The 20,034-nt window shown below is 61.0% G+C and carries 12 protein-coding genes and 3 rRNA genes; 2 read left to right on the top strand and 13 right to left on the bottom strand.

The window, feature by feature from the left end:
* Positions 1 to 52 precede the first annotated feature (52 nt).
* On the top strand, positions 53 to 766 hold the full coding sequence (locus tag NFI08_RS21470) for a hypothetical protein (protein ID WP_045992975.1): 714 nt from the start codon (positions 53 to 55) through the stop codon (positions 764 to 766).
* Positions 767 to 829: 63 nt separating this feature from the next.
* On the opposite strand, the gene tusA is transcribed toward NFI08_RS21470, so the two are convergent.
* Positions 830 to 1,084 (bottom strand): sulfurtransferase TusA, encoded by a 255-nt coding sequence (gene tusA / locus NFI08_RS21475; protein WP_045992976.1) that lies wholly within the window; start codon positions 1,082 to 1,084, stop codon positions 830 to 832.
* A gap of 26 nt (positions 1,085 to 1,110) precedes the next feature.
* Here tusA and NFI08_RS21480 point away from each other — a divergent pair, with 26 nt between their 5' ends.
* Positions 1,111 to 1,398, top strand: a complete 288-nt coding sequence (locus NFI08_RS21480; protein WP_045992977.1) for an antibiotic biosynthesis monooxygenase family protein — start codon at positions 1,111 to 1,113, stop codon at positions 1,396 to 1,398.
* A 31-nt stretch (positions 1,399 to 1,429) separates the two neighbouring features.
* Here NFI08_RS21480 and rlmM read toward each other — a convergent pair whose 3' ends face one another.
* The 12 genes from rlmM to NFI08_RS21540 form a co-directional block, all read right to left on the bottom strand.
* The gene (rlmM, locus tag NFI08_RS21485) at positions 1,430 to 2,503 is read right to left on the bottom strand and encodes a 23S rRNA (cytidine(2498)-2'-O)-methyltransferase RlmM (protein ID WP_108449028.1); all 1,074 of its coding nucleotides are present in this window, start codon (positions 2,501 to 2,503) and stop codon (positions 1,430 to 1,432) included.
* Positions 2,493 to 2,930, bottom strand: a complete 438-nt coding sequence (locus tag NFI08_RS21490; RefSeq protein ID WP_108449027.1) for a DUF2721 domain-containing protein — start codon at positions 2,928 to 2,930, stop codon at positions 2,493 to 2,495. Before NFI08_RS21490 ends, rlmM begins: the two co-directional genes overlap by 11 nt.
* Positions 2,931 to 3,239: 309 nt before the next feature.
* Positions 3,240 to 4,799, bottom strand: coding sequence for a BCCT family transporter (locus tag NFI08_RS21495; protein WP_045992980.1), 1,560 nt, complete (start codon positions 4,797 to 4,799; stop codon positions 3,240 to 3,242).
* A gap of 770 nt (positions 4,800 to 5,569) precedes the next feature.
* A 5S ribosomal RNA gene (rrf, locus tag NFI08_RS21500) occupies positions 5,570 to 5,685 on the bottom strand.
* Between the two features lie 106 nt (positions 5,686 to 5,791).
* Positions 5,792 to 8,797, bottom strand: a 23S ribosomal RNA gene (locus NFI08_RS21505).
* Between the two features lie 240 nt (positions 8,798 to 9,037).
* A 16S ribosomal RNA gene (locus NFI08_RS21510) occupies positions 9,038 to 10,575 on the bottom strand.
* The 16S, 23S and 5S rRNA genes sit together here, the layout of an rRNA operon.
* Positions 10,576 to 11,269: 694 nt before the next feature.
* A complete protein-coding gene (locus tag NFI08_RS21515; RefSeq protein ID WP_108450038.1) occupies positions 11,270 to 12,751 on the bottom strand; it encodes a bifunctional 2-methylcitrate dehydratase/aconitate hydratase in 1,482 nt (493 codons plus the stop codon).
* A gap of 265 nt (positions 12,752 to 13,016) precedes the next feature.
* Positions 13,017 to 14,219 (bottom strand): 2-methylaconitate cis-trans isomerase PrpF, encoded by a 1,203-nt coding sequence (gene prpF / locus NFI08_RS21520; protein WP_108450039.1) that lies wholly within the window; start codon positions 14,217 to 14,219, stop codon positions 13,017 to 13,019.
* Positions 14,219 to 16,810 (bottom strand): Fe/S-dependent 2-methylisocitrate dehydratase AcnD, encoded by a 2,592-nt coding sequence (gene acnD / locus NFI08_RS21525; protein WP_045993769.1) that lies wholly within the window; start codon positions 16,808 to 16,810, stop codon positions 14,219 to 14,221. Before acnD ends, prpF begins: the two co-directional genes overlap by 1 nt.
* A 161-nt stretch (positions 16,811 to 16,971) precedes the next feature.
* A complete protein-coding gene (gene prpC / locus NFI08_RS21530) occupies positions 16,972 to 18,099 on the bottom strand; it encodes a bifunctional 2-methylcitrate synthase/citrate synthase (protein WP_108450040.1) in 1,128 nt (375 codons plus the stop codon).
* A 75-nt stretch (positions 18,100 to 18,174) separates the two neighbouring features.
* Positions 18,175 to 19,068 (bottom strand): methylisocitrate lyase, encoded by an 894-nt coding sequence (gene prpB, locus NFI08_RS21535; protein WP_045993771.1) that lies wholly within the window; start codon positions 19,066 to 19,068, stop codon positions 18,175 to 18,177.
* Positions 19,069 to 19,096: 28 nt separating this feature from the next.
* Positions 19,097 to 19,834 (bottom strand): GntR family transcriptional regulator, encoded by a 738-nt coding sequence (locus NFI08_RS21540; RefSeq protein ID WP_045993772.1) that lies wholly within the window; start codon positions 19,832 to 19,834, stop codon positions 19,097 to 19,099.
* Positions 19,835 to 20,034: the final 200 nt, after the last annotated feature.

Here is a 20,034-nt window from a genome sequence, read left to right on the forward strand (position 1 = left end):
GGCCCCGGGCCGAGATGCGATGCCGTAAGCAAGCAGCCGCTGGAGGGAGATCATGGGCATTCCACTGTCACCCCGCCCCGCTCGGGTCATCGACCTGGAGAGCATGCGCCAACGCCAACTGGCCCGCAGACGCCTGGTTCGCCTGGCCCCGGAGCTCGATGGACTAGAGATGGTGTACCGACTCGACGCGCACCCGGATACCCTGTACGGCATGCCGATACTGGCCTGGGGGATGCGTGAGAACGGCGATATTGTCGGGCTGGTCCCGTGGATGGAGTCGCTGACGCCATGCGAGCAGCTCGACGATCCGGACCACGGTCACTTCGTCGGCTACCGTGATCCGGAAACCGAGGAGCTGTTCGACCAGCCCCCGGAACACAAGGAAATGGAACTGGCCCACGCGGCGGCCTACTTCGAATACGAGGATACCCGCGAAACCACCCTGATCCAGAGCCTGCCGGATCATCAGGGTACCCACGCCCTGTGCATGGACGAGGAAGGCGCGCCCTGGCAGCTCAAGCAGGTCTTCGGCTGGCGCCTGTACAGCGACGGCACCATCGAGTCCCTGCTGGCCGACGAGAACCTGATCGAAACCGTCCCGGTACTGCCCGGCGACGCCTGTCTCTACCCGGGCCACAGCCGACACCGGGTGGTGTACTTCTTCCAGCGCCAGATCGCCAACCGTATTCGCCAGGAAGACCCGGCGACACTGGAAGCTCTGGCCATGATGGTCATGCCTGACGACGATGAGGAAGCCGCGCCATAACGTCAGAAAGAGCGTCACCACCAGGGAGGGGGCTCAAGCGTTGAGTCCCCTCCCTCGGCAATATCATCCCAGCCGGATAAAGTAGAAGTGCGAGCCATCTTCAAGACTGCGATGCTCCACCAGCTCGTGCCCGAGAAACTGGCAGAACTTGGGCACATCTCGGGTGGTCGCCGGATCTGTCGCCGTGACCTTGAGCACCTGGCCAGGACTCATGTCCCGCACCGCGTTGTGCATCATCATGATCGGTTCAGGGCAGAACAGACCGCTGGTATCCAGTTCCTTGTCGCTTGCGGGCAGCGCATCGGAAGAATCCACCATCAATACCTCGGAGTTGGAGTGAAAGCATGATCAAGATCATCATCGAGCGCCGCATCATGCCGGGCCTGGAAGAAGAATACGAGCAGGCCGCACGAGAGGCCATGCGCCAGTCGCTGGGCGCCGATGGCTTCTTCGGCGGCGAGAGCCTGGTCGAACAAGGACGCTCCGACCGCCGTCTGATGATCACCAAGTGGCGCGATCTGCGCGCCTGGAAGGCATGGTACAACAGCGAGGCCCGAGAAAGAGTGATGCAGCACGTCCAGCCGTTGCTGACCGAGGCCGAAAACGTCCGGATCTTCGAACCGGCCTACTGACCCACGCCGATCTGCTGCCCGTGTCGCCGCCTCAATCGAGGCGAACGTGCACGGTGACCTCTTCTCTGTCGTGATAGAGGTGACGACAGCGTATCTCAGCCCGAACCCCGGCCTCCTGCAAGCGTGACGCGAGGCCGGAAAGACACAGCGATACCTCCTCCCAGCGCTTCTTCATCGGCAGCTTCAGGTTGAACACCGCCTCGCGACACCAGCGCTGCAACAGCCAACGCTCCATCATGGTGATGACGCGCGAGGGCTTGTCGACGATGTCGCAGACCAGCCAGTCCAGGCGCATCGGCGGCTCCCACACGAAGCCATCCTCACGCAGGTGCTCGACCATGCCGCTGGCCATCAGGGCCTTGTCCATGGGGCCATTGTCGATGGCGTAGACCTGCATCCCCCGCTGCACCAGCTGCCAGGTCCAGCCCCCCGGAGCCGCGCCAAGATCCGCGGCCTGCATGCCCTCCCCGAGCCGCTCGTCCCACTCGTCACGTGGCACGAATTCATGCCAGGCCTCCTCGAGCTTCAAGGTCGAGCGGCTTGGCGCGGCGTGGGGGAAGCGCAGACGTCGAATGCCGCCGGGGAATTCACTGCGATTGCCGGGAAAGCTCATCGCCAGCTGGACCCGGTCACCGTCACGCCAGACCAGGTGCAGCCGTCGTCCTCCCGCCTTGCGGCGCAAGGCACCACGCTTCTTGAGCTGGGAATTGAGCGGGCGTTCCAACGCCTTCAACAGGCTACTCAGCGCCTTGGCCTCGTTGGTATCCGGGGTCTCCTGCCAGATCGACTCGAAGCTCCAGCCACAGGCCTTGAGCTGCTCGAAGATGGGCGAGAGTCGATCGTCCCGGGACAGCGAGAGCTCCGGCAGGGCCAGCAACGACTGGCGGGCAAATACCAGCTCGTCGAGACGCAGGCGACGATGCAAGTCATTGGCCGGGTGCTCGCAGTCCATGCTGACCCTGACCAGCCCCTCCTCCATCAGGGGCTCGACGCTGGCGCCCTCGCCTTCGGCCAGGAACTCAGCGTGCAGGCGGTCGGTCAGCTCGGCGGCCAGGTCCGGCTCGAACCCCGGGCGACAGAACAGAAGGATTTGATCAGGCGTCATGGGTAAAGGTTCTCTTTCTCCAGTCGAGTCCGGCGCGTCCCTCGGCGGTCAGTTCGATATCCTTCAACTGAACATTCAGGGCGTTGGTGGAGATCACCACCTCCCACAGCGAAAACACCAGAGATATCGACAGCGATGCCAGGCTGATGCCGAACAGCAGCATACCCAGCGGCGTCCATGACAGGAACAGCGCAAACATCGACAGGGTGCACAGTAGAAAAGCGAAAACCCCGGCGATCTGCATCCGCTTGGTCAGCGAGATGCGCCGGCGCAGTAGTCGGATCTGGGTGACGTGATCTTCTTCCCCCTCCTTTACCTGCTCCGCCAGCTTGCGGATCAGTCCGGCCAGGGTCAGGAAGCGATTGGTATAGGCCAGCAACAGCAATGAAATGGCGGGAAACAGCAGGGCCGGCGTGGTCAAGTTCACGGGGGCACTCCAGAGGATCGACGAAAGTCGGTCATGGTAGCAGTCACGGCGCCTGGCGACGAGTCGCGCGGTCCTTCCCCGGCCTTGGAGGTCAGCTTGACGCACCGGGAGCGACACACCCGGTACGCTGAGCCAAGCTCGCGCAGGAAGACGCACAACTTGCCGATCCGGTAGCGACTGCCGGACCGCTGTGCCATATACGAAACTGCCCCCGACGCAAGCGTCGGGGGCAGACAATGGAGCGGAGGCCGCAATCAGGACTCAACCTGCAGAGCCATCAGGCCGCGGCCAACAGAGGCGATGTCCCGATTACAGGATGCCCTGCTCCTTGGCCATCTGACGAGCCGCCCGAGGGGCCGTCCACAATGTCGGCAGCAGCACCAGCGACACCGGGATGGCGGTGATCACGATAAACTGCTGCAGGGCACTGATCTGGCCTGCGCCCATTCTCAGCAGAATGGCAGCCATCAGCGCCATGGCGATGCCCCAGAAGGCACGAACCAGTGCGTTGGGCTCGTCGTGACCGGCACCGACCACGGAAATGGCGTAGCTCATGGAGTCACCCGTCGTCGCCACGAAGATGGTGGTCAACAGCAGGATGGCCATGGCCATCAGGCTTCCGCCGGGCAGCGCCTGGGCCACGGTCAGGGTCGCGACATCAAACTGGAAGTTGTTCAGCGCCTCGGTCAGATCGATGGCACCGCTCAGTTGATAGTAGATGCCGGAACCGCCCAGCAGGGTGAACCAAATCATGGTAGCCACAGGCGCCATCACCGCCACCGCCAGAATCATCTGCCGGATGGAGCGTCCACGAGAAATCCGAGCGACGAAGATCGCCATCAGCGGGCCGTAACCGATAAACCAGGCAAAGAAGAACACTGTCCACCACTGCATCCACCAGTCCGGTGCGGTCTGGGTGGTCATGGTCGCCATCTCGAAGAACGAGCTCAGATAGGCGCCCGCCCCCTGGGTAAAGGCATCGGTCAGAAACAGCGTCGGTCCCAGGATAAAGATCGTGGCAGCGATCGCCAGAGCCAGAAACACGTTGAAGCGGCTGAGGATCTGGATCCCCTTGTGGATCCCGGTGACCGCCGAGGTCACGTACACCACCCCCAGAGCAGCAAGCACCATCAATTGGGTGCTGTAGCCTTCACTGACACCGAACAACTCATGAAAACCGAAGCTGACCTGAGTCGCCAGGAAACCGATGGGGCCGACGGTACCCGCCACCACGGCGATTACGCACAGAGCGTCGACCAGGCCACCGAAGGGCCCCTTCATGACCTTTTCGCCCAGCACCGGATACAGCAGGGTCCGCGGCTGCAGCGGCTGTCCCTTGACGTAGTGGGCATGAGCCAGCACCACCGACGCCAGCGTACCCAGCACGGCCCAGGCCAGCAGCCCCCAGTGCATGAACGACTGGGCCAGAGCCCCTGAAATGGCCTCGGCCGTCCCGGCTTCGCTGTCAAAGGCCGGCGGCGTCACCACGAAGTGATAGACCGGCTCACCGGCGGCGAAGAACACACCGCCTCCCGCGAGCAGCGTGCACATGATCATCGACAGCCACTTGAAGGTACTGATCTCTGGCGTCTCGAGATTGCCGATACGCGCCTTGGCGCTGGGAGACACGGCGATGCCCATGGCGATGAAGAAGGTCGCCAGCAACAACAGCTGGAAATAGCTGCCCAGGGTCTTGGCGGTCCAGGCAAAGCCTGCCGAGATGCCGTTGGCAACCATCTCGATGTCGTACACAGACAGGGCGACGAAGCCCATGATGAAGCCGATGCTCAAGATGAGCACGATGGGATCACCCAGTCGAGAACCGGCCGAAGAAGCCCGCGAGTCGGAGGAAGCGGTGGTATGACTCATGTGGTGGGTAGCGACAGCAGACTAGGGTCAGGCTGTCGGACTCTCCTTTTGGGAAAGATGAATGGCGCCCTGATGGGCATGAAGGAAGCACGGAGGATTCCGCGATTTCATGACAGCTCTGTGGCTGAAGGGAAAGGATTCACCGCGCCTCATGCGCGAATCGAACCCGGCGACTCGCCTGGAACCCGTTCCAGGCGTATCGTAAAAAAAGCATGACAATGTCGACGCCGCATGACCACCCCCTGAACAGCGCGATGGTTCAACGCTTGAGTCTTTTTCCGGTCATGCCAACATGCCACTGGAGGGGTATACGACCTCCGGGCGTCACACAAACACTAGCGCCCTCGCATGGGGGTGAGTCACCCCGAAGCTCTTCACAAGGCCTGCGGCAACGCCGCATGGCCTCGCTCCCAATGGGCTTCCTGCAAACGACCTCAGGGCGTCACACAAACAACAGCGCCCTCGCATGGGGGTGAGTCACCCCGAAGCTCTTCACAAGGACTGCGGCAACGCCGCCTGGCCTCGCTCCCAATGGGCTTCCTGCAAACGACCTGAGGGCGTCACACAAACAACAGCGCCCTCGCATGGGGGTGAGTCACCCCGAGCTTTTGCAGCGAAGCTGCAAGGGGGGACGAACGACGCGAGCCTGCGAGCGGCCGGACCGCGCCGAGGGGGTTATCGGCGCGGCCCCACATATAAAGAGGGGGGTCTTCCCATGCATATGAAAAAGCCCGATTATCTCTCGATAACCGGGCTTCTTCTGAATAAATGCCTGACGATGACCTACTCTCGCATGGGGAGACCCCACACTACCATCGGCGCTGAGCGGTTTCACTTCTGAGTTCGGCAAGGGATCAGGTGGTTCCCACTCGCTATGGTCGTCAGGCGGAAAAAGGCAATGTACATCAATACTGACAAAGTCCTGCTCGATACGTCCCACGTATCCGTCAATTGATTCGAGACATCATCGACCAAAACCCTTTGGGTGTTATATGGTCAAGCCTCACGGACCATTAGTACCGGTTAGCTCAACGCCTTGCAGCGCTTCCACACCCGGCCTATCAACCAGCTGGTCTTGCTGGGTCCTTTAGGAGGCTCAAGGCCTCAGGGAGATCTCATCTTGAAGGGGGCTTCCCGCTTAGATGCTTTCAGCGGTTATCCCGTCCGTACATAGCTACCCGGCAATGCCACTGGCGTGACAACCGGAACACCAGAGGTACGTCCACTCCGGTCCTCTCGTACTAGGAGCAGCGCTTCTCAAATCTCCAACGCCCACGGCAGATAGGGACCGAACTGTCTCACGACGTTCTAAACCCAGCTCGCGTACCACTTTAAATGGCGAACAGCCATACCCTTGGGACCGACTTCAGCCCCAGGATGTGATGAGCCGACATCGAGGTGCCAAACACCGCCGTCGATGTGAACTCTTGGGCGGTATCAGCCTGTTATCCCCGGAGTACCTTTTATCCGTTGAGCGATGGCCCTTCCATACAGAACCACCGGATCACTAGAACCTACTTTCGTATCTGCTCGACGTGTCTGTCTCGCAGTTAAGCACCCTTATGCTCTTGCACTCACTGCACGATTTCCAACCGTGCTGAGGGTACCTTCGTGCTCCTCCGTTACTCTTTGGGAGGAGACCGCCCCAGTCAAACTACCCACCACACACGGTCCTCGAACCGGATTACGGTCCTGAGTTAGAACGCCAATGATGCCAGGCTGGTATTTCAAGGTTGGCTCCACCCCATCTGGCGACAGGGTTTCAAAGCCTCCCAGCTATCCTACACAAGCAACATCAGCGTCCAGTGTGAAGCTGTAGTAAAGGTTCACGGGGTCTTTCCGTCTAGCCGCGGGTACACAGCATCTTCACTGCGATTTCAATTTCACTGAGTCTCGGGTGGAGACAGCGTGGCCATCATTACGCCATTCGTGCAGGTCGGAACTTACCCGACAAGGAATTTCGCTACCTTAGGACCGTTATAGTTACGGCCGCCGTTTACCGGGGCTTCGATCAGGAGCTTCGCGTGAGCTAACACCATCACTTAACCTTCCGGCACCGGGCAGGCGTCACACCCTATACGTCCGCTTGCGCGTTTGCAGAGTGCTGTGTTTTTAATAAACAGTTGCAGCCACCTGGTATCTTCGACCGCGTCAGGCTCCGGTCGCGAGGACCTTCACCCTAATGCGGCGTGCCTTCTCCCGAAGTTACGGCACCATTTTGCCTAGTTCCTTCACCCGAGTTCTCTCAAGCGCCTTGGTATTCTCTACCTGACCACCTGTGTCGGTTTGGGGTACGGTCTCACAGTATCTGAAGCTTAGAGGCTTTTCCTGGAAGCGTGGCATCGATGACTTCCTGACCGTAGTCAGTTCGTCTCGCCTCTCGGCCTTGAGGATCCGGATTTACCTGAATCCTCAGCCTACCGGCTTTCACCAGGACAACCAACGCCTGGCTCACCTAGCCTTCTTCGTCCCCCCATCGCAATACTGTGAGGTACGGGAATATTGACCCGTTTCCCATCGACTACGCCTTTCGGCCTCGCCTTAGGGGCCGACTCACTCTGCTCCGATTAGCGTCGAACAGAAACCCTTGGTCTTCCGGCGGGGGAGTTTTTCACTCCCCTTGTCGTTACTCATGTCAGCATTCGCACTCGTGATACCTCCAGCATGCTTCTCAACACACCTTCATCGGCTTACACGACGCTCCTCTACCGCGTGTTCGCATCCTTAAAATGACTCAGGCCGTTCACCTTGCCCTGCCCGACTCAACGTTCGGGAAGCGCTTTGCCATCGCTTCGCGATGGCAGCGAACTGACACTATCGAATCACCTTAAGTGATGCGAACACACCCGTAGCTTCGGTACCTGGTTTGAGCCCCGTTACATCTTCCGCGCAGGCCGACTCGACTAGTGAGCTATTACGCTTTCTTTAAAGGATGGCTGCTTCTAAGCCAACCTCCTAGCTGTCTAAGCCTTCCCACATCGTTTCCCACTTAACCAGGATTTCGGGACCTTAGCTGACGGTCTGGGTTGTTTCCCTTTTCACAACGGACGTTAGCACCCGCTGTGTGTCTCCCACGCTTGCACTCACCGGTATTCGGAGTTTGCCTCGGGTTGGTAAGTCGGGATGACCCCCTAGCCGAAACAGTGCTCTACCCCCGGCGGTGATACGTGAGGCGCTACCTAAATAGCTTTCGAGGAGAACCAGCTATCTCCGGGCTTGATTAGCCTTTCACTCCGATCCACAAGTCATCCAAATCTTTTTCAACAGATCCTGGTTCGGTCCTCCAGTTGATGTTACTCAACCTTCAACCTGCTCATGGATAGATCGCCCGGTTTCGGGTCTATTTCCAGCGACTGGTCGCCCAGTTAAGACTCGATTTCTCTACGCCTCCCCTATACGGTTAAGCTCGCCACTGAAAATAAGTCGCTGACCCATTATACAAAAGGTACGCGGTCACCAAACAAGTTGGCTCCCACTGCTTGTACGCATACGGTTTCAGGATCTATTTCACTCCCCTCTCCGGGGTTCTTTTCGCCTTTCCCTCACGGTACTGGTTCACTATCGGTCAGTCAGGAGTATTTAGCCTTGGAGGATGGTCCCCCCGTCTTCAGTCAAGGTTTCACGTGCCTCGACCTACTCGATTTCACAACACTCAGGTTTCGGTTACGGGGCTATCACCCACTATGGCCAGACTTCCCAGTCTGTTCACCTACCAGTTGTGTTGCTTAAGGGCTGGTCCCCGTTCGCTCGCCGCTACTAGGGGAATCTCGGTTGATTTCTTTTCCTCGGGGTACTTAGATGTTTCAGTTCCCCCGGTTCGCCTCTCATGTCTATATATTCAACATGAGATACCCAAGTTACCTTGGGTGGGTTTCCCCATTCAGAGATGTCCGGGTCGCAGGTCGTTTGCCACCTCGCCGAACCTTATCGCAGGCTTCCACGTCTTTCATCGCCTCTGACTGCCTAGGCATCCACCGTATGCGCTTCATCGCTTGACCATATAACCCCAAAGGGTCTGTCAATCGATGATGTCACGACAATTGCCGGATACGCTTGAAACGCATCTTACTTTGTCAGCATGATATACATTGTTAAAGAGCATTAGAGCACAAAACTCTAAGCTGGCGGCTTGTGGCTTGCTAATGAAGCACAAACGTCCAACTTAAAGTTCCGTTAACCGCTCTATCGATCAGGTAATTCATTGTGAGCACTTACCGACAGTCAGATGACGTGTCGTTTAAGGAGGTGATCCAGCCGCAGGTTCCCCTACGGCTACCTTGTTACGACTTCACCCCAGTCATGAACCACACCGTGGTGATCGCCCTCCGAAGTTAGGCTAACCACTTCTGGTGCAGTCCACTCCCATGGTGTGACGGGCGGTGTGTACAAGGCCCGGGAACGTATTCACCGTGACATTCTGATTCACGATTACTAGCGATTCCGACTTCACGGAGTCGAGTTGCAGACTCCGATCCGGACTGAGACCGGCTTTATGGGATTAGCTCCACCTCGCGGATTCGCAACCCATTGTACCGGCCATTGTAGCACGTGTGTAGCCCTACCCGTAAGGGCCATGATGACTTGACGTCGTCCCCACCTTCCTCCGGTTTGTCACCGGCAGTCTCCCTAGAGTTCCCGACCGAATCGCTGGCAAATAGGGACAAGGGTTGCGCTCGTTACGGGACTTAACCCAACATTTCACAACACGAGCTGACGACAGCCATGCAGCACCTGTCTGAGAGTTCCCGAAGGCACCAATCCATCTCTGGAAAGTTCTCTCGATGTCAAGGGTAGGTAAGGTTCTTCGCGTTGCATCGAATTAAACCACATGCTCCACCGCTTGTGCGGGCCCCCGTCAATTCATTTGAGTTTTAACCTTGCGGCCGTACTCCCCAGGCGGTCGACTTATCGCGTTAACTGCGCCACAAAGCTCTCAAGGAGCCCAACGGCTAGTCGACATCGTTTACGGCGTGGACTACCAGGGTATCTAATCCTGTTTGCTACCCACGCTTTCGCACCTCAGCGTCAGTGTCAGTCCAGAAGGCCGCCTTCGCCACTGGTATTCCTCCCGATCTCTACGCATTTCACCGCTACACCGGGAATTCTACCTTCCTCTCCTGCACTCTAGCCTGACAGTTCCGGATGCCGTTCCCAGGTTGAGCCCGGGGCTTTCACAACCGGCTTATCAAGCCGCCTACGCGCGCTTTACGCCCAGTAATTCCGATTAACGCTCGCACCCTCCGTATTACCGCGGCTGCTGGCACGGAGTTAGCCGGTGCTTCTTCTGTGAGTGATGTCCTCCCTCGAGGGTATTAACCTCAAGGCTTTCTTCCTCACTGAAAGTGCTTTACAACCCGAAGGCCTTCTTCACACACGCGGCATGGCTGGATCAGGCTTTCGCCCATTGTCCAATATTCCCCACTGCTGCCTCCCGTAGGAGTTCGGGCCGTGTCTCAGTCCCGATGTGGCTGATCATCCTCTCAGACCAGCTACGGATCGCAGCCTTGGTGAGCCGTTACCTCACCAACTAGCTAATCCGACATAGGCTCATCCGATAGCGCAAGGTCCGAAGATCCCCTGCTTTCCCCCGTAGGGCGTATGCGGTATTAGCCTGGGTTTCCCCAGGTTATCCCCCACTACCGGGCAGATTCCTATGCATTACTCACCCGTCCGCCGCTCGACGCCTCCTAGCAAGCTAGGATCGTTTCCGCTCGACTTGCATGTGTTAGGCCTGCCGCCAGCGTTCAATCTGAGCCATGATCAAACTCTTCAGTTTAAAGTCTGATAGTCCGTTAAGCGGACCAAACTTGGCTCAAGGTTCAAACGTCTCGTTTGACGAGTCGCTTGCCTTGATATTTCAGTGACAGTGTCACTGACTCATCGGCAAGCGCCCACATGAATTACCTGATCAAATTATTAAAGAGCGTGCTCTGGGCTCTATAGAGAGCTTAAAGAGCTGCTCTTGCGACACCTGGCCGGAAGAGCGTCTCGCTTTGCTGCGCCGCAGCCCGAATCTTTAACCCGAGCGCTTGTCACAGCGCCCTGCGAGGAAGGCGTATTCTACAGAATCGAAGCGTTTCGTCAAGGCTTTCTTTTTTCGCCGTGCAAGCGATGCCTGCAGGACCCAAGAGAAAGCGAAGCGAGCCTGACGCACATCCTGCGATGCCGTCCCGGCGACTCCGATCGAGTGGCGAACATTCTACCGATTTCTCGCTGCCCGTCAAGTGGAGAATTTCTCGAAGACTTGAAAAAGCCTTTTCAAAACAATCACTTTTACCACCCTTCACCGCCTGTGACGTTTGCTCGTCGCCGGCAGCGGATGCGTACTTTACGGATCGGGGCCGGCCTTGGCAAGCACTTCGTGTAAAAAAATTTCGACCAAAGGCTAAGCCTGCCCGGCGACGGATTTTGCAGGCCCATGGGTACGCCCGGGGACAGCGCTGCCCAAGCCGCCCTCCCCTCGTTGGTCTCTACAGCACCAGCAGATCGACAAAGCGATGGACCGGCGTCGCCGCCAGGCGCTCGGCGTCCTGATACAGCGCCATGATCTCGTCGCAACGTCCGGGGGCGAATCGGGTGGCCAGGTGGCGTCGACACTTGGCCTCGAGCACCGCCATGCCCTCTTCGCGACGACGGCGATGACCAATGGGATAGGCCACCTCCACCTTGTCGGTCGCACTACCATCGGTGAACACCACCCTGACCGCGTTGGCGATCGATCGCTTGTCCGGGTCCAGATAGTCCCGTGTATAGCCCTCGTCCTCGACGACCACCATCCTTTCCCGCAGCTCATCAATCTCCGGATGAGCCTGATGAAAGTCATCCTCGTAGTGCTCGGCCTGAAGCTCACCCAGCATCAGCGGTACCGCCACCATGTACTGCAGGCAGTGGTCTCGATCTGCCGGGTTGGCCAGCGCCCCTTCCTTGGAGATGATGCGTATTGCCGACTCATGGGTAGTCAGCTCGATGCGCTCGATCTCATCCAGCCGCCCCTTGACCTCGGGGTGCAGGGTGACCGCCGCCTCGCAGGCCGTCTGGGCATGAAACTCTGCGGGGAAGGAAAGCTTGAACAGGATGTTCTCCATCACGTAGCTGCCAAACGACTGAGGCAGACGTAGACGCCGGGTGTCCTCGGGCTTCAGCGAGAGATCACGATTGGAGTGACTGAAGGAGACATCACAGAAGCCCCACTGGGGAGCGCTCAGGACGCCGGGTATGCCCATTTCCCCGCGCATCGCGATGTCCACCAGACGCGCCGCCCGCGAGGTGGCGTCACCGGCGGCCCAGCTCTTGCGCGAACCGGCATTGGGAGCATGGCGGTAGGTGCGCAGGCTCTGACCGTCGACGAAGGCATGGGATAGCGCCGACAGCGTCTGCTCACGACTGGCGCCGCGCAGCCTGGCGATAGCGGCAGTGGACGCCACCTTGACCAGTAACACGTGGTCCAGTCCGACACGATTGAACGAGTTCTCCAGTGCCAGCACGCCCTGTATCTCGTGTGCCCGTATCATCGCATCGAGCACCTCGTGCATGACCAACGGGGCTTCGCCTCTGGCCACGCGGCACTGTGAGAGATGGTCGGCCACCGCCAGGATACCGCCCAGATTGTCCGACGGGTGCCCCCACTCCGCCGCGAGCCAGGTATCGTTGTAGTCCAGCCAGCGCACCATGGCTCCGATATCGAAGGCCGCCTTGATCGGGTCCAGTCGATAGGACGTGCCAGGCACCCGCGAGCCACATGGCACCTGGGTGCCTTCCACCAGCGGCCCCAGATGCTTGGTGCATTCTGGGAAGCGCAATGCCAGCAGGCCACAGCCCAAGGTATCCATCAGGCAGTGGCGTGCGGTATCGAAGGCCTCGTCACTATCGATGACGGCGTCCAGCGCATAGTCGGCGATGGCCTTGAGTTCGTCGTCGTAGTCGGGACGAACATTGGATTCGACGGTGCTCATGTCTGCCTCCTTCCAGTGAGCGCTATCGCCCGCTGCCGGCGTGCCTGAACCTGAGCCAGGGCCTGAGCCTGAGCCTGTATCAGGGCAGGGACAGGGGCCGGGAGTCCGAGGACCAGCGTGGGCGGATGGCGAGAGGTTCGAGAATGGGGGGAGAACGACAGCGCCGCCTGGCGGCGGCGCTAATGCAAAAGGTCCGTTGTCAGTATCGTCGTGGTGCGCCACTGGCGCCAGTATCGACACAGGCGGGCTTCATCGGTCGAGAGCATTATGAATCGAGGACGTCCGCCGGCACCCTGATCTTGCCCTCCATCAGAATGCGGGCACTGCGGCTCATGGTCGCCTCCGTGGCGGTCCATTCCCCGTCCAGCTGTTCAGCTCGCGCCCCGACCCGCAGGGTACCGGAGGGATGACCGAAGACCACCGAACTGCGCCCCTCGTCGCCGCCGGCGGCCTGGCTGACCAGGGTCCCCGGCACCGCGGCAGCCACTCCGATGGCCACGGCCGCGGTGCCCATCATGGCGTGATGCAGCTTGCCCATGGACATGGCCCGCACCAGCAGATCGATATCGCCTTCGTCGATCTGCTTGCCGCTGGAGGCCCGGTAGCCACGAGGCGAGGCGACGAAGGCCAGCTTAGGCGTGTGCTGACGGTTCGCGGCCTCCTCGAGTCTCGAGATCAGGCCCATCTTCAGCGCGCCGTGGGCCCTTAACGTCTCGAGCCGATCGAGGGTGGCGGGGTCTGAATTGATATCGTCCTGAAGCTCGGTGCCGTCATAGCCAAGGTCGGCCGCGCTGACGAAGATGGTCGGAATACCGGCATTGATCAGGGTTGCCTGGATGCGACCTCCGGCCACCACCTCCTCGGGAACCTCGAGTTCGTCCACCACCTGGCCTGTCGGGAACATCCGCCCTTCGCCGTCGGCGGGATCCTTGAAGGCCAGGCCGATCTCGGCGGCGGGGAAGGCCACGCCGTCGAGCTCGAAGTCACCGCTTTCCTGCACCTGACCGTCCTGTATCGGCACTCGGGCGACGATGGTCTTTTCAATGTTGGCCTGCCAGATGCGTACCTCCACCTCGCCGTCGGCAGGAATTCGCTCAGGCGGGATCAGTCCGCTCTCGATGGCGAAGGGACCGACCGCCGAGGACAGGTTGCCGCAGTTACCGCTCCAGTCGACAAAGGCCTTGTCGATGGCCACCTGGCCGAACAGATAGTCGACATCGTGATCCGGCGACTCGCTGGCGCTGACGATGACCACCTTACTGGTGCTGGAGGTGGCGCCACCCATGCCGTCGGTGTGCTTGGCGTAGGGATCGGGGCTACCGACCAGACGCATCAGCAGGGCGTCGCGCACGGGGCCGGGCTCACGCGCGGCCTCGGGCAGGTCGTCCTTGCGCAGGAAGGTGCCCTTGCTGGTGCCGCCACGCATGTAGATGGCGGGAATGCGGAGCTGCGGAGCAAAAGCGGCCATCACGCCACCTCCGATTCGAGGAAGTCCTGGGCGAAACGCTGCAGCACGCCACCGGCTTCGTAGATCGACAGCTCCTCGAAGGTGTCGAGACGACAGGTCACCGGCACCTCGACGCTTTCTCCGTCACGCCGCTTGATCACCAGGGTCAGGCTGGCCCCCGGCTGGATGTCGCCGCGGACATCGAAGGTCTCGCTGCCGTCGATGCCGAGGGTCTTGCGTGTGGTCCCCTCCTCGAACTGCAGCGGCAGTACCCCCATGCCGATCAGGTTGGTGCGGTGGATGCGCTCGAAGCCCTCGGCCACGATGACCTCGACACCGGCCAGACGCACCCCCTTGGCGGCCCAGTCACGGGAGGAACCCTGACCATAGTCGGCCCCGGCGATCACGATCAGCGGCTGCTTGCGCGCCATGTAGGTCTCGATGGCCTCCCACATGCGCATGACCTCGCCCTCGGGCTCGAGGCGAGCCAGTGAGCCCTGCTTGACCTCACCGTCGACCACCGCCATTTCGTTGATCAGCTTGGGGTTGGCGAAGGTCGCCCGCTGGGCGGTCAGGTGATCACCTCGATGGGTGGCGTAGGAATTGAAGTCCTCCTCCGGCAGGCCCATCTTGGCCAGGTACTCCCCCGCCGCGCTGGTCGGCAGGATGGCATTGGACGGCGACAGGTGGTCGGTGGTGATGTTGTCCCCCAGCACCGCCAGGGCGCGCAGCCCGGTCAGCGAGCGCTCGGCGGCCAGCGCACCCTCCCAGTACGGCGGACGCCGGATATAGGTGCTCATCTCGCGCCAGTCGTACAGCGGGCTGATGTCCTTCGACCTGTCGAAGGTGGTGTCGAACATCGGGATGTAGACGTCGCGGAAGTGCTCCGGCTTGACGCTCTCGGCGATGATCGCATCGATCTCGTCATCCGCCGGCCACAGATCCTTCAGGGTGATCGGGTTGCCCTCGGCGTCTTCGCCCAGGGCGTCCTTCTCGATATCGAAGCGCACGCTGCCGGCGATGGCGTAGGCCACCACCAGCGGCGGAGAGGCCAGAAACGCCTGCTTGGCGTAGGGGTGGATACGCCCATCGAAGTTGCGGTTACCCGACAGCACGGCGGTGGCGTAGAGATCACGCTCGACCACCTCCTTCTGGATCACCGGATCGAGCGCACCACTCATGCCGTTGCAGGTGGTGCAGGCAAAGCCAACAATGCCGAAGCCTAGCTGCTCGAGCTCACCGAGCAGGTTCGACTCCTCCAGATACAGCTGCACCGCCTTGGACCCCGGCGCCAGCGAGGTCTTGACCCAGGGCTTGCGGGTCAGGCCCAGCTCGTTGGCGCGCTTGGCCAGAAGCCCCGCGGCGATGACGTTGCGCGGATTGGAGGTATTGGTACAGCTGGTGATGGCGGCGATGATCACCGCGCCATCGGGCATCTCGCCGTCCTTCTGCTCGTAAGGAGCGGCGATACCGCGACTGGCAAGCTCCCGCGTAGAGACCCGGTTGTGCGGACTCGAAGGCCCCGCCAGGGTGCGCTCCACCTTGGACAGGTCGAAGTGCAACACCCTTTCGTAGTCGGCGTTGACGAGGCTGTCGGCCCACAGGCCGGCGGCCTTGGCGTAGGTCTCCACCAGTTCGATCTGCTCCGGCTCGCGCCCGGTCAGCTTGAGGTAGTCGAGGGTCTGATCGTCGATGTAGAACATCGCGGCGGTGGCGCCATACTCCGGCGTCATGTTGGAGATGGTGGCACGATCACCCAGTGTCAGGTGCCCCGCGCCTTCACCGAAGAACTCGAGATAGCTCGACACCACCCGTTCGCTGCGCAGGTATTCGGTCAGCGCCAGCACGATATCGGTGGCGGTGATGCCAGGCTGGGGCTTGCCGCTGAGCTCCACCCCGACGATGTCAGGCAGTCGCATGTAGGAGGCACGCCCCAGCATCACGCTTTCGGCCTCGAGCCCGCCCACCCCGACGGCGATCACGCCGAGGGCGTCCACGTGGGGCGTGTGGCTGTCGGTGCCCACCAGGGTGTCGGGGAAGGCCACGCCGTCACGGGCCTGGATCACCGGCGACATCTTCTCCAGGTTGATCTGGTGCATGATGCCGTTGCCGGGGGGGATCACGTCGACGTTCTCGAAGGCTTCGCGGGTCCAGTTGATGAAGTGGAAGCGGTCCTCGTTGCGCCGATCCTCGATGGCGCGGTTCTTGTCAAAGGCGCCCTCCTCGAATCCCGGGTGCTCCACCGCCAGCGAATGGTCGACAATCAGCTGGGTCGGCACCACCGGATTGACCTTGGCCGGATCCCCCCCCTTCTCGGCGATGGCGTCACGCAGGCCGGCCAGGTCGACCAGCGCCGTCTGCCCGAGGATGTCGTGGCACACCACCCGCGCAGGGAACCAGGGAAAGTCGAGTTCGCGCTTGCGCTCGATGATCTGGGACAGCGCCGCCGTGAGATCCTCCGGCGGACAGCGGCGCACCAGGTTCTCGGCCAGCACCCGGGAGGTGTAGGGCAGTCGGTCGTAGGCGCCGGGAGAGATGGCGTCCACCGCCTCCCGGGTATCGAAGTAGTCAAGGTCGGTCCCCGGCAGGGGCTTGCGATAGTCGGTGTTCATGGGCGTCACGGTCTCGGGCGCCCGAGGGCACGGCCCTCGCGGCGCGAATATGGTAGGAAGGCGGCGGAGCCACTTGTGCCTGCGCATGACCATGACCATGCGCGCGCCCCGCCGCTCGAGCCTCGGGATATCTTCAAGATACGTTCAGGAGAGCCCCGGACTCAGTCACGCTCTTCGATGGGTACCCATTCGCTGTGGGCCGGGCCGGTGTAGTCGGCGCTGGGGCGGATGATGCGGTTGTTCTCGCGCTGCTCGAACACGTGGGCGCACCAGCCAGTCACCCGAGAACACACGAAGATCGGGGTGAACAGCTTGGTCGGGATATCCATGAAGTGATAGGCGCTGGCGTGGAAGAAGTCGGCGTTGCAGAACAGCTTCTTCTCGCGCCACATCACCGCTTCGACCCGCTCGGACACCGGGTACAGGCGGGTGTCGCCCACGTCGTCGGCGAGCTTCTTCGACCAGTGCTTGATGATGGCGTTGCGCGGGTCGGACTCGCGATAGATGGCGTGTCCGAAGCCCATGATCTTTTCCTTGCGCTCGAGCTTGCCGAGGATTTCGCGCTCGGCTTCTTCGGCGCTCTGCCAGTTCTCGATCATCGCCATCGCCGCCTCGTTGGCGCCGCCATGCAGCGGGCCACGCAGGGAACCGATGGCCCCGGTGACGCAGGAATGCATGTCGGACAGGGTCGATGCACAGACACGAGCGGTAAAGGTCGAGGCGTTGAACTCGTGCTCGGCGTAGAGGATCAGCGAGACGTTCATCACCCTGGCATGCAGCTCGGAGGCCGGCTCGTCACGCAGCAGGTGCAGGAAGTGCCCGCCCACCGACTCGTCGTCGGTCTCGGTGTCGATGCGCACGCCATCATGGCTGAAGCGGTACCAGTAGCAGATGATCGAGGGCAGCGCCGCCAACAGGCGATCGGAGACGTCCTGCTGCTGGCTGAAGTCGGCCTCGGTTTCCAGGTTGCCGAGCATCGAAGCACCGGTACGCATCACGTCCATCGGGTGGGCGTCCGCCGGGATCTGCTCGAGTACCGTCTTGAGCGCCTCGGGCAGACCGCGCAGGCCCTTCAACTTGGTGATGTAGGCATCCAGCTCGCTCTGGTTGGGCAACTTGCCCTTGAGCAGCAGGTAGGCCACCTCCTCGAAGCGGGCCTTGTCCGCCAGTTCCTTGATGTCGTAGCCGCGATAGGTCAGGCCCGAGCCACTCTGGCCCACGGTGCACAGTGCGGTCGCACCGGCGCTCTGTCCCCGCAGACCGGCTCCTCCAATCGGTTTATCAGCCATGGCGTATCTCCATTTTCGTCATTGGTCGTTGTTATAAAAAAGGCATGAAAGGCGTGCTGGACGCCCGAGGGTCTCTCAGTCCTTGCCCTCGTCGAACAGCGCGTCGAGCTTGCGCTCGAAGTCGTGGTAGCCCAGCACGTCGTAGAGTTCGTCGCGGGTCTGCATGGTGTCGACCACGTCGCGCTGGTGTCCGTTGTCGTGAATGCTCTGGTAGACCTTGAGCGCGGCAGCGTTCATGGCGCGGAACGCCGACAGCGGGTAGAGCACCATGCTGCACCCCACCTCGGCCAGTTCCTGCTGACTGAACAGCGGGGTGGCGCCGAATTCGGTGATGTTGGCCAGAATCGGGGCATCCACCCGCTCGCAGAAGGCGCGATAGTCGTCGAGGGTGTGCACCGCCTCGGCGAAGATCGCATCGGCACCGGCCTCGATGCAGGCGTTGGCACGGTCGATGGCCGCGTCGAGTCCTTCCTTCTGGAAGGCATCGGTACGGGCGATCAGGTAGAACTCCGGATCGATGCGCGCGTCGGCAGCCGCCTTGACCCGATCCACCATCTCCTGCTGGGACACGATGGCCTTGTTCGGGCGATGGCCACAGCGCTTCTGCGCCACCTGGTCTTCCAGGTGCACGGCAGCGACCCCGGCCCGCTGCATCTCCTTGACCGTACGCCCGATATTGAAGGCGCCCCCCCAGCCGGTATCGATGTCCACCAACAGCGGAAGGTCACTGGCCCCGCAGATGCGATGGGCGTCTTCCACCACATCGTTCATGGTGGTCATGCCCAGGTCCGGCAACCCGAAGGAAGCATTGGCAACGCCACCGCCGGACAGATAGATCGCCTGATGCCCGACCCGCTCGGCCAGCATCGCGGTGTAGGCGTTGATGGTGCCGACGATGGGCAGCGGGCTATTGGCGTTGAGCGCCGCACGAAAGCGGGCACCAGGGGTCGAAGTGGACGAGGATGTCATGGGGGGCTCCAGTCAGGGGAAAGTAAGATCAGGTCACCAGGCCGTTGCCGGCGACCACCTGGGGTTCGTCGCGCCCCTCCAGCGAGGCGGCGTAGCGCGCCATCACGTTCTCGCGGGAAGCGCTGACGTGGCGACGCATCAGCAGCTCCGCCAGCTCGGCGTCACCCGCCTCGATGGCGTCGACGATACGGTGGTGCTCGACGAAGGCCTTCTGCGGACGTGCACCGCTGGCGCTGAACTGGGTGCGGTACATCCGGACCAGGTAATAGAGGTCGTCGCACAAGAGGGCCATCAGCATGCGATTGTGGCTGCCCACCACGATACGATAGTGGAAGTCCAGATCGCCCTCGCGCTGATAGTAGGCCTCACCGCTGGCCAGATCAGCCTGCTTCTCGTGCACTGCCAGCACTTCTCGGAGGCCGGCGATCTCGCTGGCGGTCATATGCTCGGCGGCGATCCTGGCGGCCATGCTTTCCAGCGCCTCGCGCACGTCGAACAGCTCCATCAGCTCCTTCATCGACAGCTTGACCACCCTGGCACCCACATGAGGTACCCGTTCGATCAGCCGGTGAGCCTCGAGTCGTCGCATGGCCTCGCGCAGCGGCCCACGAGAAATACCGTAGGCCTTGGACAGTCCCGGCTCGGTGATCTTGCTGCCCGGCGCCAGTTCTCCCCGGACGATGGCGTCCTGCAATTGATGAAAGACCCGCTCGGCGAGGGTTCTGACTTCGGGGGTGGCGGGGGTCTCGTATTCGGCGCTGGTCATGGGATCATTGTCGACAATGTTGGGATAACGGAAATGTAAGATACGCCAAGGCGCGGGTCAATGGCCTGATCAGGCTCATAACCTTAACCATTGGTTGTAGACAATGCCATCCATCTTCCTTGTCCTGTCGACAATGCAGCGTTGACTCGCGCCATCCTTCCACAACGACAAGCCCTGTCGTTGCCCGTAGAATATGCCGC

The organism is Halomonas sp. EF61, assembly GCF_040147045.1.
GTDB lineage: Bacteria > Pseudomonadota > Gammaproteobacteria > Pseudomonadales > Halomonadaceae > Halomonas > Halomonas litopenaei.